10 protein-coding genes are annotated in these 14,177 nt (G+C 56.0%); 7 read left to right on the top strand and 3 right to left on the bottom strand.

What is annotated here, in order from left to right; genetic code table 11:
- Positions 1-64: 64 nt before the first annotated feature.
- From trkA to hflX, 4 genes are all read left to right on the top strand, one after another.
- Positions 65-1,441: a Trk system potassium transporter TrkA gene (gene trkA / locus N9C89_RS07455; protein WP_263953201.1), complete on the top strand. Its 1,377-nt coding sequence runs from the start codon at positions 65-67 to the stop codon at positions 1,439-1,441.
- Between the two features lie 5 nt (positions 1,442-1,446).
- Positions 1,447-2,961, top strand: coding sequence for a TrkH family potassium uptake protein (locus tag N9C89_RS07450; protein ID WP_263953200.1), 1,515 nt, complete (start codon positions 1,447-1,449; stop codon positions 2,959-2,961).
- 156 nt (positions 2,962-3,117) lie between these two features.
- Positions 3,118-3,351 (top strand): RNA chaperone Hfq, encoded by a 234-nt coding sequence (gene hfq, locus N9C89_RS07445; RefSeq protein ID WP_263953199.1) that lies wholly within the window; start codon positions 3,118-3,120, stop codon positions 3,349-3,351.
- Between the two features lie 6 nt (positions 3,352-3,357).
- On the top strand, positions 3,358-4,638 hold the full coding sequence (gene hflX / locus N9C89_RS07440) for a GTPase HflX (RefSeq protein ID WP_263953198.1): 1,281 nt from the start codon (positions 3,358-3,360) through the stop codon (positions 4,636-4,638).
- Positions 4,639-4,689: 51 nt separating this feature from the next.
- On the opposite strand, the gene N9C89_RS07435 is transcribed toward hflX, so the two are convergent.
- Entirely contained in the window at positions 4,690-7,170 is a 2,481-nt protein-coding gene (locus N9C89_RS07435) for a penicillin acylase family protein (RefSeq protein ID WP_263953197.1), read from the bottom strand.
- Positions 7,171-7,274: 104 nt separating this feature from the next.
- Between N9C89_RS07435 and N9C89_RS07430 the strand changes: the two genes are divergently transcribed.
- Positions 7,275-8,147: an NAD(P)-dependent oxidoreductase gene (locus N9C89_RS07430; RefSeq protein WP_263953196.1), complete on the top strand. Its 873-nt coding sequence runs from the start codon at positions 7,275-7,277 to the stop codon at positions 8,145-8,147.
- A gap of 75 nt (positions 8,148-8,222) precedes the next feature.
- Here N9C89_RS07430 and N9C89_RS07425 read toward each other — a convergent pair whose 3' ends face one another.
- Positions 8,223-8,801, bottom strand: coding sequence for a YSC84-related protein (locus tag N9C89_RS07425; RefSeq protein WP_263953195.1), 579 nt, complete (start codon positions 8,799-8,801; stop codon positions 8,223-8,225).
- A 152-nt stretch (positions 8,802-8,953) separates the two neighbouring features.
- Positions 8,954-9,958 (bottom strand): porphobilinogen synthase, encoded by a 1,005-nt coding sequence (gene hemB / locus N9C89_RS07420; protein ID WP_263953194.1) that lies wholly within the window; start codon positions 9,956-9,958, stop codon positions 8,954-8,956.
- A 125-nt stretch (positions 9,959-10,083) separates the two neighbouring features.
- On the opposite strand from hemB, the gene N9C89_RS07415 reads away from it, so the two are divergent.
- On the top strand, positions 10,084-10,608 hold the full coding sequence (locus N9C89_RS07415) for a component of SufBCD complex (RefSeq protein WP_263953193.1): 525 nt from the start codon (positions 10,084-10,086) through the stop codon (positions 10,606-10,608).
- Between the two features lie 54 nt (positions 10,609-10,662).
- Complete coding sequence (mfd, locus tag N9C89_RS07410) at positions 10,663-14,160, top strand: transcription-repair coupling factor (RefSeq protein ID WP_263953192.1); 3,498 nt, start codon at positions 10,663-10,665, stop codon at positions 14,158-14,160.
- The last annotated feature ends 17 nt before the right edge of the window (positions 14,161-14,177 follow it).

Below are 14,177 nucleotides of genomic sequence, written 5' to 3'. Positions count from 1 at the left end.
TTGACGCCGCGCGGTTCATGCGCCATAGATTGGGCCGGATAATGCGGCACAGAAGGATCGTTTGATGAAGGTCATCATTTGCGGAGCTGGTCAGGTGGGCTGGCAGATTGCCCGTCATCTCTCTGGGGAGCGCAACGACGTTACTGTTGTTGATAACAATCCCGATCTCGTTCATCGCGCCACCGATACGCTCGAAGTACAAGGGATCGCCGGTTTTGCCAGCTATCCCGATATCCTAGAGCGGGCAGGGGCGCGGGACGCGGATATGATCATCGCAGCGACCCATTCTGACGAGGTGAATATGGTCACCTGTCAGGTGGCTCACTCGGTCTTCGCGATTCCGCGAAAAATTGCGCGCTTGCGCAGCCAATCTTATCTGGATGCGATTTACTCTGATCTTTATCGGCGGGACCACATGCCGATCGACGTGGTGATTTCGCCCGAACGCGAGGTGGCCGAAGCCGCGTTGAGCCGTCTTGCTGCGCCATCGGCATTTGATACCGAGAGTTTCCTAGATGGCGACAGCCAGCTTCTTGGCATTCAGCTTGATGACGATTGCCCCGTTGTTCATACGCCTTTGCGGCAATTGACCGATCTGTTTTCGACGCTCTCTGCGATTGTTGTTGGGGTTCGTCGCAAGGGCACGCTGTTTGCGCCCGAGGCCAATGACCAGCTTTTTGCCGGTGATCAGATCTACGTGTTCACCAATACCGAGGACGTTGCCCGAACGCTCGAGGTGTTTGGCAAGACACAGAAGAAGCAAGAACGCGTTGTGCTTGTGGGCGGCGGCAACGTTGGCCTTGCGGTTGCTCAGGCGCTTGAGAAGCGCGCAACCCGCATACGCGCAAAGGTGATTGAACGTTCGCGGGAGCGTGCCGAGATGGCCGCAGACGCGTTGGAGCGCACAATTGTTTTGAATGGTGATGGGCTTAGCCCCGAACTGTTGACCGAAGCAGGCATCAGCCGCTCTGACGCCATCCTGACTGTGACCGAGGACGACAAAACCAACCTGCTCGCCGCGCTCCGCGCCAAGGGAATGGGCTGCCCGATGTCGATCTGTTTGGTGAACGACCCGACGCTACTGCCGTTGCTTGGGCCAATGGGCATTGACGCCTACATCAACCCACGGGCCACAACGGTGAGTTCGATTTTGCGCCATATCCGCCACGGGCGGGTGCGTGGTGTTTATTCCATCGGCGACGCTGAAGCCGAAGTCATCGAAGCGCAGGTTCTCTCGACGTCGCCTATCTCGGGCCAGCATATCCGCGACATCAACTTCCCTGAAGGCGTTTTGGTCGGAGCGGTTAAGAAGGGCGCGAAACTAATGCGGCCCTCCGGTGACCTACGGATTGAGGATGGTGATGTGATCGCGATGTTTGCAATGGCGGCCGATGTGCCCGAGGTCGAGCGCCTGTTGCAGGTCTCGATCGACTTTTTCTAGCCGCCATGTCGCGTCTGCTGCATCTCCCACTGTTTGTGATCCTGATGGGGATCGGCTCTGCTGCGATGCTGGTGCCTGGTTTCCATGCAGCTGCCACGCGCGATTTCGAAACGATGCGGGTGTTTGGCTATTCGGCTCTGTTGTTCTTTGCGCTCACGGGGCTTTTCGCGCTCGCAACTGCTAACTACAAAGCCAAAGACGCCGCACGTAGCCATCTTTTGTCATTGCTGGCCTGTTTTGCCGCGCTGCCGCTTTTGTTGGCGATTCCGCTGCACCAATCTGTGGGCAACACGACGTTCTTCAACGCCTATTTCGAGATGGTGTCATCCATCACAACCACAGGTGCGACGCTCTATGATCTGCCTGATCGCTTGCCGGAGTCGGTTCACCTTTGGCGCGCATTGGTGGCTTGGATGGGCGGCCTGTTTGTCTGGATTACGGCCGCTGCGATTCTCGCGCCGCTAAATATCGGCGGCTTTGAAGTGATGACGATCCAGCACGACAAGATTGGCACAAGTGCTTCGCAAATCACCGAAATTGCGGACGGCAGTACACGGTTGATGCGTTGGTCTCGTAAACTGGTTCCAATTTACGTGGTTGTGACGGGGCTTCTTTGGGTTGGATTGACCCTTGCGGGCGACAGGGCGTTTGTCGCGTTGATCCATGCAATGTCCGCGATGTCCACGAGTGGCATCTCGGCAACCGGCGGGCTCAAAACATCCGAATCCGGTATGGTTGGAGAGATGTTGGTCTTTCTCGTATTGCTCTTTGGGTTGTCGCGATTGGTATTCTCCGGCGAATGGCGTGATCGAACACCCAAAGCGCTCGCCAAAAATCCCGAAATCCGCATTGCTGTGTTCTTGATGGTCTGTGTGCCGTCACTGCTGTTTGTACGGCATTGGTACGGCGCGCTTGAGGTGGACTCGGTTGATGATTTTGAAACATCTCTCAAGGCCCTCTGGGGCGGCGTTTTTGCGACGATTTCATTTCTGACCACGACCGGTTTTGAAGGATCATCTTGGGATGAGGCGCGCGATTGGTCTGGGCTCAACACACCGGGAATGATTCTTATGGGGCTGGCCATTGTCGGCGGCGGCGTGGCGACCACCGCGGGGGGCGTAAAGCTCTTGCGGGTCTATGCGCTTTACAAGAACGGTCAGCGTGAACTCGAGAAGCTCGTACACCCCTCAAGCGTTGCTGGGGCGGGCGGCATGGCAAGGCATCTTCGCAGGCGCGGTGCTTATGTGGCGTGGATCTTCTTTATGCTGTTTGCCATTTCGATTGCGGTTGTCGCTGCGCTGCTGTCCCTCCTTGGACACAGCTTTGAAGAGGCGATGGTCCTGACCGTTGCCGCACTTTCAACAACGGGGCCGCTGGCCGCAACAGCGACCGAAACACCGATTTCCTATGCAACGCTCTCGCCGCTTGCCAAAGGTGTACTGGCCGCCGCGATGGTGCTGGGGCGGCTTGAAACCCTTGCGTTTGTGGCCTTGTTCAATCCGGAAAGCTGGCGGAATTGATGCCTGACGTGGGCGTCACTACACGCCGATGTTATTGGACTTAAAAATTCTTTTGCTTTTTCACTGGAAACTCGGTCGCGGTATCCCCATACTCAGACTTAAGAAACGAGAACAGCCCGCCGCGCTGGCGTAAAGACAAGAAAAAGGTAACGAACAATGGCTGCCGATAAGCAAAACCTGCAAGATGCCTTCCTGAACAATGTCCGCAAGAGCAAAGTTCCGGTAACAATTTTCCTGATTAACGGCGTAAAACTACAGGGTGTTATCACTTGGTTTGATAATTTCTGTGTATTGCTGCGCCGCGATGGACAATCGCAATTGGTGTATAAACACGCGATTTCGACGATTATGCCATCCCAGCCGATCAGCCTCTATGAAGGTGAAGAATAGGCCCTAATGGGAGAAGAAACGCTTGACCAGGCGGTAACGCCGGTCTGGGTATTACACCCTGATTTCCGCAACGACCGCAATCGCCGCGACCCGGATTTTGCGCTCGAAGAAGCTGTGTCTTTGGCTTTGGCCATGCCCGGTGTCGATGTTGTCGGCTCTGATGTTGTTCCTGTGCCCAAGACCCGCGCTGGCTGGCTCTTTGGTAAGGGCAAGACCGAAGAGTTAAAGCAGCTATTCAAAACGGTGAAGGTTGACCTTGTGTTGATCGACGGCCCCGTGACACCGGTTCAGCAGCGCAATCTTGAGAAAGAGTGGGGCGTAAAGGTTCTGGACCGAACAGGGCTAATCCTTGAAATTTTCTCGGACCGCGCGCGAACTCGTGAGGGTGTGCTTCAGGTCGAGATGGCCGCCCTTGCGTACCAACGAACGCGTCTGGTGCGGGCATGGACCCACCTTGAGCGCCAACGTGGCGGGCTTGGGTTTGTCGGTGGTCCCGGTGAGACCCAGATCGAGGCAGACCGCCGCGCAATCGACGAGCAGATGGTGCGCCTGCGCCGTCAGCTTGATAAGGTTGTCAAAACACGCGCGTTGCATCGCAAAAGCCGCGCGAAAGTGCCGTTCCCCGTTGTGGCTCTGGTCGGCTATACCAACGCGGGGAAATCCACGCTTTTCAATCGTTTAACGGGCGCAGAAGTCTTTGCTAAGGATATGCTGTTTGCCACGCTCGATCCGACCATGCGTTCGGTTGAATTGCCTTCGGGAAAACAGGTTATTCTCTCTGATACGGTTGGATTTATCTCCGAGCTTCCGACACAGCTTGTTGCCGCGTTCCGTGCCACACTCGAAGAGGTGTTGGACGCCGATCTAATCCTTCATGTACGGGATATTTCGTCGCCGCTGACCGAAGAGCAGGCCGATGACGTGCGCCAGATCATGAAAGATCTTGGTGTTCCCGAAGACGCGCCGCTCATTGAAGTTTGGAACAAGATCGACCAGCTTGATGATAACGCGAAAGAGGGCTTTACCTCTAAGGCGGAGCGGGAAGAGAACGTTTTTGCAACCTCTGCCGTGACGGGTGAGGGGCTGGATGCGCTTCTTGAGGAAGTGTCAGACAAGCTCACAGATCCGAAAACCCGCCGCGAGATCACCTTGCCGTTTTCTGATGGACGAAAGCGCGCGTGGTTGTTTCAGGAAGGGCTGGTCGAGAACGAAGTTCAGACCGAGGATGGCTTTGTACTCTCTGTCTATTGGACTGCCAGACAGGAAAAAAACTTCCGCGAACTCTAAGCCAAGGCCGCGGATTGCGGCTTTGGCATCTGTTTGGGTTTTCTGCTTCGATTACTCTGCAGCCTGTGCTCGCAATACCGTGATGCCCACGCTACCCGCACGTGCGAGCTCGGGATCGAGGCTCATCGGAATATACTCGCCGCGCCGCCACAACTCTCCCAGATCATCATAGAACCGCGACAGCGGGTGGCCTGATTGCCCTGTCGACATGATGAACACCGAAGAATCCGGATCCGCAAAATCATAGACCCCGCGATAGCCCGCACCATGCACGTTTTGGAAAGGGTCAGGACCGGTTCCGAGTGTCGTGCCGCGCATGAGGGTATTGTCGCCGCCCGAGGTGCTTTGGTGGATGTTTACAAACCAGTTCAGCACCGGAATGGTGCCAAGCACCGCGTGATTATGGGTTGCGATATGCGCGTCGCCCCACCGCAGAGATGCAAGGTCTTTGTTGTACCGTTCCCGCAGCATAACCAACGCCTCGTCAAGCGCGATGCGAGCGATTTCTGTGCAGTCTTCGGTCTGGGTTGATTGCACCACGTCGCACCATGCGCTTGCACCATCCACATCAAGGAAAACGCGGGCGAGGAATACGGGGTTGATATGAGTAAACGACTCTTCGAGTGGACCGAGCTCATCGCGGATCAGACGCGTTTGCAGCGACCGCATCCACGCCGCATAGATCAACGGTTCGGGCAGGTGTTCGTTCATCTCGCCATTCCAGTCAGCCAACAAATCCAACGCGATTTGGCGCTGGCGCTCTGGCGTGCCTTCTGGAGCGGTTGCGCCCTTAAACCAAAGGTCTTTGGCGATGAGCGGCAAGAGACGACGGGCGGTTGGGCTTACTGTATCAAGCTGGGCTTCCATGAAGCTTTCGCGCGTGTGCACATCGCGGCTTTGCAGCAGGCGCTCAAGCCGTTTCACGCGCTCTGTGTCGCCCCATAGGAAGCTCATGTGGTTGGGGAAGCGCCGATCGATAACTTTGTCGTTGGTATTGGCCAGCAGACCCGAGGCCGGAGCGCGGTACTCAGGGTTAAGCCCATAGGACAGGCGTCCGTTCCAGCGGTTGTGCTCTATCCAACCAGGCGAAGGAATACGGCCCTTTGTTTGATGACGGTAGCTGCGTTTGGGCAGGACGCCGAATGTTTTGAGCGCGATTTCATCTGCGGTCACCATCGTAATATTGACGGAGCTTGAGATGTAATTTTCACCCGCCGCTATCGCCTCGTCGATTGTGGTGGCGCGGTTAAGTGCGAGTAGGGCCGCAACCGACGTGTCACGCGGGGATAGTGCCGTCCAACTCATCGAGGCCACATGCCCTGCGGGTGTGATTTTGCCAACGTCGTAGTGACGCGCGGGAAGTACAGGGCCATTCTCTGTCCAACGCATGGTGAGCGTGCGCGGCTCACTGTCTTTGACCTTCACGATTGTTTGGCGAATTTCAAAGCGTTTGTAGCCGTCTGGAGTCAGGTATTCTTCGGGGTCGTCAGGGTTGAGCTTTTCGATGAACACATCCTGATCGTCGGCATAGGATGATGTCATCGCCCAGCCAAGGTGATCGCTCCGTCCGCTAAGAACGACGGGCGTTCCGGGGATGGTGCCGCCGATGATGCCGCCGTGTTCAAGTTCAATCCGCGCAAGATACCAGATCGACGGCGCTGCAAATTCAAGATGCGGGTCATTGGCAAGGAGTGTGCCGCCATTCGCAGATCGCGCGGGAGCAGCGGCCCAAGCGTTGGATGCGCCGGCCATTCCGCGCGCCTTAAAAGGCGAGAGGCGGGCCATATCCGCGGGGATGTCACCATATTCAGCGTAGCGCGGAAATACGGATTTCGGGAAGAGCGCTGCATAATCTGCCAGCTCGGTGATCGGCGCTTCTTCGTTATCCGGCATAATGTCGGCCAGCCGTTCGGGAGGAAGGGCAAGCGTTGCTCTGGCGCGGAGGACCTCGTTTTCCATATGTGCCGACAGTTGCATCGCCATCAGCTTGCCGATGGCCAGAGAATCCGCCGGTGTCCAAGGCGCGAGTGTATTGGGGAAGAGGAACAGTTCTGGTGCGCCACGACCGCGTGCGCCCGTGTTGACCTCTTCCAGCCATGCGTTCACACCGGCGGCATAGGCCTCGAGAATTTCGATGGTTTTGGCATCTTGATGCCGCACAGAGCGTTTCGCCAGATCATAAAGGTCAAGGCGGCGCATGATGTCATCAAGCGGCAGCGCCCGCTCGCCAAATACTTCAGACAAACGCCCCTCAGCGGTGCGGCGCATAATGACCATCTGCCAGAGACGATCTTGTGCATGGGCGAATCCGAGGCCGAAATACACGTCTTCGTCGGTTGGGCCGAAAATATGCGGGACATTCGCGTTATCACGCACGATTTCCACATCACCTGTCAGGCCAGCGATATCAAATTCTGCCGAATACTCCGGAAGCGACCGGCTCGCCAGATAATAGACGCCGATAATCGCCAAAATGCCGAGGCCAAGAATAGAAACAAATACGCGGAACAGCCATTTGAATAGGGTTGACATCGAGGCTCCTGCTTGACGGCGATAATGTATACACTACTGTGCGAGGCGAATTGGCCCGTGAGGGTGAACCGACACTTACGCGATAATGCGAAGGGAGAAAAGACATGGCGAAAATAACATTTTTGGGCCTCGGAGTTATGGGGTATCCGATGGCAGGGCACCTTGCGGCGAAGGGCCATGAGGTAACAGTCTATAACCGTACATTCGCCAAAGCTGAAAAGTGGGTCAGCGAACATGGTGGCACCTGTGCCAAAACACCTGCGGAAGCCAGCGAAGGCGCTGATTTCGTTATGTCTTGTGTTGGAAACGACGATGATTTGCGTTCGGTTTGCACGGGTGAGAACGGAGCGTTCTCAACCATGAAAAAGGGTGCGATTTTCGTGGATCACACGACCGTTTCGGCAGCTGTGACGCGCGAGCTTTATGCAGTTGCGAAGGACGCAGGACTTGGGTTTGTTGATGCGCCTGTATCGGGTGGGCAAGCTGGAGCGGAAAACGGTGTCTTGTCGGTAATGTGTGGCGGCGATCAGGCCGACTTTGACGCCGCAGAACCGATGATCGCAGCCTATGCCAAAGTGTGCCGCCGCTTGGGCGAGAATGGCGCGGGGCAGCTTACCAAGATGGTGAACCAGATTTGTATTGCAGGTCTTGTTCAAGGGCTCTCTGAGGGGCTTCATTTCGCAGAGAAAGCCGGCCTTGACGGTGAGGCGGTCATCGAAACGATTTCGGCTGGAGCAGCAGGAAGCTGGCAGATGGAAAATCGCTACAAAACCATGCTCGCTGATGAGTTCGATCACGGCTTTGCTGTCGATTGGATGCGCAAAGACCTTGGGATTTGCCTTAAGACAGCAGATGAGAATGGCGCGAGCCTGCCCGTAACGGCGCTTGTTGATCAGTTCTATAAAGATGTTCAGAAAATCGGTGGCAACCGCTGGGATACATCAAGTTTGATCAAGCGACTGCGCCATATGGGCTAAGGGATACCCAGTCATTACAAACGAAAACGGGGCGCATAGACGCCCCGTTTTTTCATGGATAAGTCGTGTCGCGTTTTACGGAATAATACGTGAGTATTTTGTGCCCTCGAGCGATGCGCCCGCGAGGAAGCCAGCCTGCCCAAAGATCGCGGCAATCACAGGAGCTGTCGCTGTTGTTGTTGCAACGTTGAGGTTTCCGCCTTTGTCGTTCAGCGCATATTCGAGGTCCGCGCCCGCGGCCCAACCGCTGGAATGACGGAAGTCCATGAGGGCTTGTTCGGTCATAAAGAACAACACGTGTGCATATTGCTGTGCGCCGATTTGAAAGCCGACTGTTGCTTCTGTTGCGGAATAATAATCAACCGTGACATTGTTGATGCGCAGCGCGCCACGTCCATAAGAGCCGCCCACGCCGAAGCCCGCTTTGGTAACGACAGGCATAATAAGCATACCCGCAGATTTATCACGCAGGTCAGTTGTGCCGGGGTAGGTGCTGTATAGGAAGTTCAGTGTCGCATCTACGCGCGCGTCAATGTCCTGCGCGCCTGTGCTGCCCAATCCGTTGCTGCATGCTGTTGTGCCAAGCGCCGCTGCGGCGCCCACACTCACGAGAAACCCTCGTCGGGAAAAAGTATTGAAATTATCTGTGCTCATGTCTTGTCCTCTTGCCTGTGCCGGATGCTTTGATCCGTGCCTCGTTCTTCAGGATTTGCCCGTTATTGCCCCCAATTATAGGGGAAACTCTTGTCTATGTCATTATATGTTGTGCCTGACTGGCAGATTCAAACGGGCGGATTTTCGCCAGTTTATCCGTTTTCTTTCAACAGTTTTGCTGCCCGCGGCGCGAAATAGGTAAGGATGCCGTCGCAACCGGCGCGTTTGAAGGCCATGAGGCTTTCCATCATGACCTTGTCGCCGTCGAGCCATCCGTTTGCAACGGCCGCTTCGATCATCGCGTATTCGCCAGACACCTGATAGGCAAACGTCGGCACGCCGAATGCGTCTTTGACGCGGCGACAGATATCGAGATACGGCATCCCCGGCTTGACCATCACCATATCCGCACCCTCTGCCAAGTCGCGCTCCACAAGGCGCAATGCTTCGTCGCCATTCGCTGGGTCCATTTGATAGGTATTCTTGTCACCCTTTAGGCCGCCACTTGCGCCAACGGCGTCACGGAACGGGCCATAGAAGCTACTGGAATATTTGGCGGAATAAGACATGATTGCCACGTCCCTGTGCCCAGCGCCTTCAAGGGCGTCGCGGATTGCACCAATGCGTCCGTCCATCATATCGGACGGGCCGAGGATATCCGCACCCGCTTCAGCCTGTGCGAGCCCCATTTTCACAAGGGCCGCAACCGTTTCGTCGTTTACTATTTTGCCTTCCACAACATAACCGTCGTGGCCGTTGATATTGTAAGGGTCGAGCGCGATGTCGGTCATCACCGCAATATCGGGAACGCGCGCCTTGATTGCGCGGATCGCTTGGTTGGTCAGATTGTCGGGGTTCCATGCCTCCGCACAATCCTCTGTTTTCAAGTTCTGTGCGGTGTAGGGAAAGAGACAAATCGCCGAAATACCAAGGCCGGCGGCCATTTCCGCAGCCTCGACAACAAGATCAACCGAGAGCCGTTCAACACCCGGCATGCTGGGGATCGGCTGGCGGATGTTTTCGCCCGCCACGAGGAACACGGGCCAAATCATATCCTGAGCGGAAAGACTGTTTTCGCGCACCAAACCACGAACAGCGGGCGTACTGCGCAGCCGACGCAGGCGAGTCTTGGGGAAAGGAGCAACAGTTTTGCGCATTTTGATACCTCGGATCAGTGATGTCCTTGGGTGCCATGGATTTTCCCGCGCCTCAAGGGTAGGAATTGCCTCAGGCACAGGATAGATTTGCCAAAAGCGCCGATTTACGAGTTAGGGATACGCAGTTGGACTGGTACGACATGATTTTCGAGCTCATCGATATGCGCTCGTTCTCTAACTTCTGGTATTGGATCGGTTTGGCGGTTCTTTGGTCTTCGGCGGCGCATCGGGTGATGGGGGTTCCGTTTGATTCGATCCAGCGCGCCAAGCGAAACGGCGGGCAGGCGATGATCGACCTCGAAGACCTGACGCGGATCAATATCAATCGCATCCTCTATATCTCGGGCGTATCTGGCCTCTGGCTGCTCGGCTTCACGAGTTTCTTGCTCACCACGCTTGTCATCATGGGGTTTGTCTATCACGTAGAATTTGCGCAAGCGGTGTTCCTGATGGCATTTCCAATGTCTATCCTTGGGCTTATGTCGATCTCGACAGCCAAGAAGATTCAGGAGAACGGCATGACGGGGTTGGTTCTTTGTAAGCAACTCATGCGGCATCGCCTCTATACGCAGTTCCTTGGGATGGTTTCTATATTTGTCACCGCGATCTGGGGCATGTATCAGAACCTCAGTATCAGCGCCCTCGGCTAGGGCACCTGCGGTTTGCCCGCGCGTTCTCGCCACTTGATCCAGACGGAGAAGCTCTTGTCACAACAGGCTCAAACTCTCACCCAAAGCGGTGCGCCCGAAGGCTATGACGCGCAGCTATTGCTCGCGGAAATGGAAAAACAGGGCGGCGCGGTTATTCATATCGCGCGTGACGCCAAGCGCATGGCGGCGATGAAGGCCGCTCTTGGGTTCTTTGCGCCTGATACAGCCGTGCTTGAGTTTCCGGGGTGGGATTGTCTGCCCTATGATCGTGTTTCGCCCAATGCCGACACAGCAGCGGCGCGGATGGCGGTCTTGGCTGGGCTGGTGCATGGGGCGCCGAAACGGTTTGTATTGCTGACAACGCTGGCCGCCGCAACGCAACGTGTTCCGGCGCGGGATGTCCTGAAAATCTCTGCTTTCTCGGCGCGTGTTGGCGAACGGGTAAACGAAGCCGAACTGCGGGCCTTCCTTGTGCGCATGGGGTTTAGCCAGACCGCGACCGTAACTGAACCGGGCGACTATGCGGTACGCGGTGGGATTATAGATATCTTCCCACCAGGCGATACCGGCCCCGTTCGGCTTGATTTCTTCGGTGATACGCTCGATGGGTTACGCCGTTTTGATCCAGTGAGCCAGCGCACGACAGACACACTCAATTCGCTTGAACTTGCGCCGGTATCTGAAGTCATACTTGACGAAGCTGCAATTACACGGTTCCGCCAGAACTACCGCGCGGAATTCGGGGCGGCTGGAACAGATGACCCGCTCTATGAAGCTGTAAGCGCAGGGCGCAAGCATCAGGGTGTTGAGCATTGGTTGCCGCTGTTCTACCCGAAACTTGAAACTTTGTTTGATTACCTCCCCAAGGCGTCTGTGGTGCTGGACGATCAGGTTACGCCCGCTCGTACCGCGCGTTGGGAAGGGATTGCCGATCAATACGAAACGCGGCGGCTGGCGATGTCGGCACGGGGCGGTAAAGACAAGCTGCGGATGGATACGGTTTACAAGCCTTGTCCTCCTGAAATGCTGTATCTTGACGACGCTGCTTGGGACACTGCGACTGCTGCGCATCGTGTGGTGAGCTGGTCGGTCTTGCCCCAGAGTACAGGGCTTGGCGTTTTTGATGCTGGCGGACGCGTTGGACGGAACTTCAGCCCCGAACGGCAGCAAGACAATGTGAACCTGTTTGAAGCCCTCGGAAATCATATCCGCGACCGCCGCAAACAGGATCAGGTCATCATTGCCAGCTATTCCGAAGGTGCTCGCGAGCGTCTGGCCGGATTGATCGAAGATGAAGGCGTTGAGGGCGCAACCCCGATCAAGAGCTTTCAGGATGTTCCTGATGGCCACGGCGGTGTATTTCTCGCAGTTTGGCCGCTTGAGCACGGGTTCGTTGCGGATGGGCTAACTGTCATCGCCGAGCAGGATGTTCTTGGCGATCGCCTCATCCGTAGCGTTAAGCGCAAGAAGCGTGCGGAAAACTTCCTGACAGAAACCCAGAGCCTCACGGCAGGGGATCTTGTGGTGCATGTGGATCACGGGGTAGGGCGGTTTGTCGGGCTTGAAACAATAACCGCCATGGGCGCCCCCCATGAATGTTTGTTGCTGGAATATGCGGGCGGTGATCGGCTTTATCTTCCTGTCGAGAACATCGAGCTTCTAAGCCGCTTTGGCCATGACGAAGGAATGCTCGACAAACTTGGTGGCGGTGCGTGGCAGGCCAAGAAAGCCAAGCTCAAGGAACGCATCCGCGCCGTTGCCGATAAGCTCATCCGTATTGCCGCCGAACGCGCGTTGCGTCGTGCACCTATCATGGCGCCGCCAGAGGGCATGTGGGAAGCCTTTTGCGCGCGCTTCCCTTACGCCGAAACCGAAGATCAGCTTGCTGCGATTGATGACACAATCGCCGATATGGAAAGCGGCCATCCGATGGATCGGCTTATTTGTGGCGATGTTGGGTTTGGCAAAACGGAGGTTGCTATGCGCGCCGCCTTTGTTGCGGCAATGTCCGGAGTTCAGGTCGCGGTTATTGCGCCAACGACCTTGCTTGCGCGGCAACACTACAAGAGCTTTTCCGAACGGTTCCGCGGATTTCCTATCGAAGTTCGGCAACTAAGCCGATTTGTCGGGAGCAAAGAGGCGCATGACACCCGCGAGGCCATAAAGCGGGGAACGGCCGATATTGTGGTCGGCACCCACGCACTGTTGGCCAAGAATATTCGCTTCCAGAACCTCGGCCTATTGGTCATCGACGAAGAGCAGCGCTTTGGCGTTACCCATAAAGAGCGGCTCAAAGAGATGCGCTCTGATATTCACGTGCTGACCCTGACAGCAACGCCAATTCCACGTACATTGCAGATGAGCCTTTCTGGAGTGCGTGATCTTTCGATTATCGGGACGCCACCCGTCGATCGCCTCGCCATCCACACCTATGTCAGCGAATTTGACAGCGTTACCTTGCGCGAGGCGTTGCTGCGCGAACACTATCGTGGTGGGCAGAGTTTCTATGTGGTGCCACGGATCAAGGATTTGCCCGAAGTCGAGGAGTTCCTGCGCGATCAGGTTCCCGAAGTGAGCTTTATCACCGCCCATGGCCAAATGGCAGCGGGCGAGCTTGATGATCGCATGAATGCTTTCTACGACGGGAAATATGATGTGCTTGTTGCGACAACCATTGTGGAAAGCGGCTTGGATATTCCGGCGGCGAACACAATGATCGTGCATCGCGCAGATATGTTTGGGTTGGCGCAGCTTTACCAGATTCGGGGCCGCGTGGGCCGAAGCAAGACCCGCGCCTATGCCTATATGACAACGAAACCACGTACGCCGCTTACACCAACTGCGGAGAAACGGCTTCGGGTGCTCGGCAGTCTCGATAGTCTTGGTGCCGGTTTCACGCTGGCGAGCCAAGATCTTGATATTCGCGGAGCAGGCAACCTTTTGGGCGAGGCGCAATCGGGCCATGTTCGCGAGGTTGGGTATGAGTTGTATCAATCCATGCTCGAAGAGGCGATTGCCAAGATCAAATCGGGCGAGGGCGAGGGGCTTTCGGATGACGGCGATCAATGGGCGCCACAGATCAACCTCGGTGTTCCGGTGCTTATCCCCGAAGATTATGTGCCAGACCTTGATGTGCGCCTCGGCCTCTATCGACGTTTGTCGGGCCTCACCACCAAGGTAGAGCTTGAAGGCTTTGCTGCGGAGTTGATTGACCGTTTCGGTAAATTGCCGCGCGAAGTGAACTCACTCATGCTCGTTGTGCGGATCAAGGCCATGTGCAAACGCGCCGGTATTGCCAAGCTCGATGCAGGGCCGAAGGGCGGTACGATCCAGTTCCACAATGATAAATTCGCGTCCCCGCAGGGGTTGGTGGAATTCATCACGGATCAAAAAGGCAAAGCCAAAGTGCGCGACAACAAGATCGTTGTGCAGCGCGATTGGGCCAACGAAAAAGACAAGATCAAAGGCGCATTCCAACTCGCCAAAGACTTGGCCGAGAAGTTGATTGCCGAAGAAAAACGCACCAAAAAAGCGCGCGCCGCCAAAGGGTAACGCGCGCTTGGTCTCCT

This window comes from Halocynthiibacter sp. SDUM655004 (assembly GCF_026015885.1).
Classification (GTDB): Bacteria; Pseudomonadota; Alphaproteobacteria; order Rhodobacterales; family Rhodobacteraceae; genus Falsihalocynthiibacter; species Falsihalocynthiibacter halioticoli.
This window is presented reverse-complemented; position numbering and strand designations above follow the sequence as displayed.

Bases quoted from the DNA above. Each gene is read 5' to 3' on its own strand.
- trkA (WP_263953201.1), top strand. From the start codon at position 65: ATGAAGGTCATCATTTGCGGAGCTGGTCAGGTGGGCTGGCAGATTGCC.
- N9C89_RS07425 (WP_263953195.1), bottom strand. From the start codon at position 8,801: ATGAGCACAGATAATTTCAATACTTTTTCCCGACGAGGGTTTCTCGTG.
- hemB (WP_263953194.1), bottom strand. From the start codon at position 9,958: ATGCGCAAAACTGTTGCTCCTTTCCCCAAGACTCGCCTGCGTCGGCTG.
- N9C89_RS07430 (WP_263953196.1), top strand. From the start codon at position 7,275: ATGGCGAAAATAACATTTTTGGGCCTCGGAGTTATGGGGTATCCGATG.
- N9C89_RS07435 (WP_263953197.1), bottom strand. From the start codon at position 7,170: ATGTCAACCCTATTCAAATGGCTGTTCCGCGTATTTGTTTCTATTCTT.
- hfq (WP_263953199.1), top strand. From the start codon at position 3,118: ATGGCTGCCGATAAGCAAAACCTGCAAGATGCCTTCCTGAACAATGTC.
- hflX (WP_263953198.1), top strand. From the start codon at position 3,358: ATGGGAGAAGAAACGCTTGACCAGGCGGTAACGCCGGTCTGGGTATTA.
- N9C89_RS07450 (WP_263953200.1), top strand. From the start codon at position 1,447: ATGTCGCGTCTGCTGCATCTCCCACTGTTTGTGATCCTGATGGGGATC.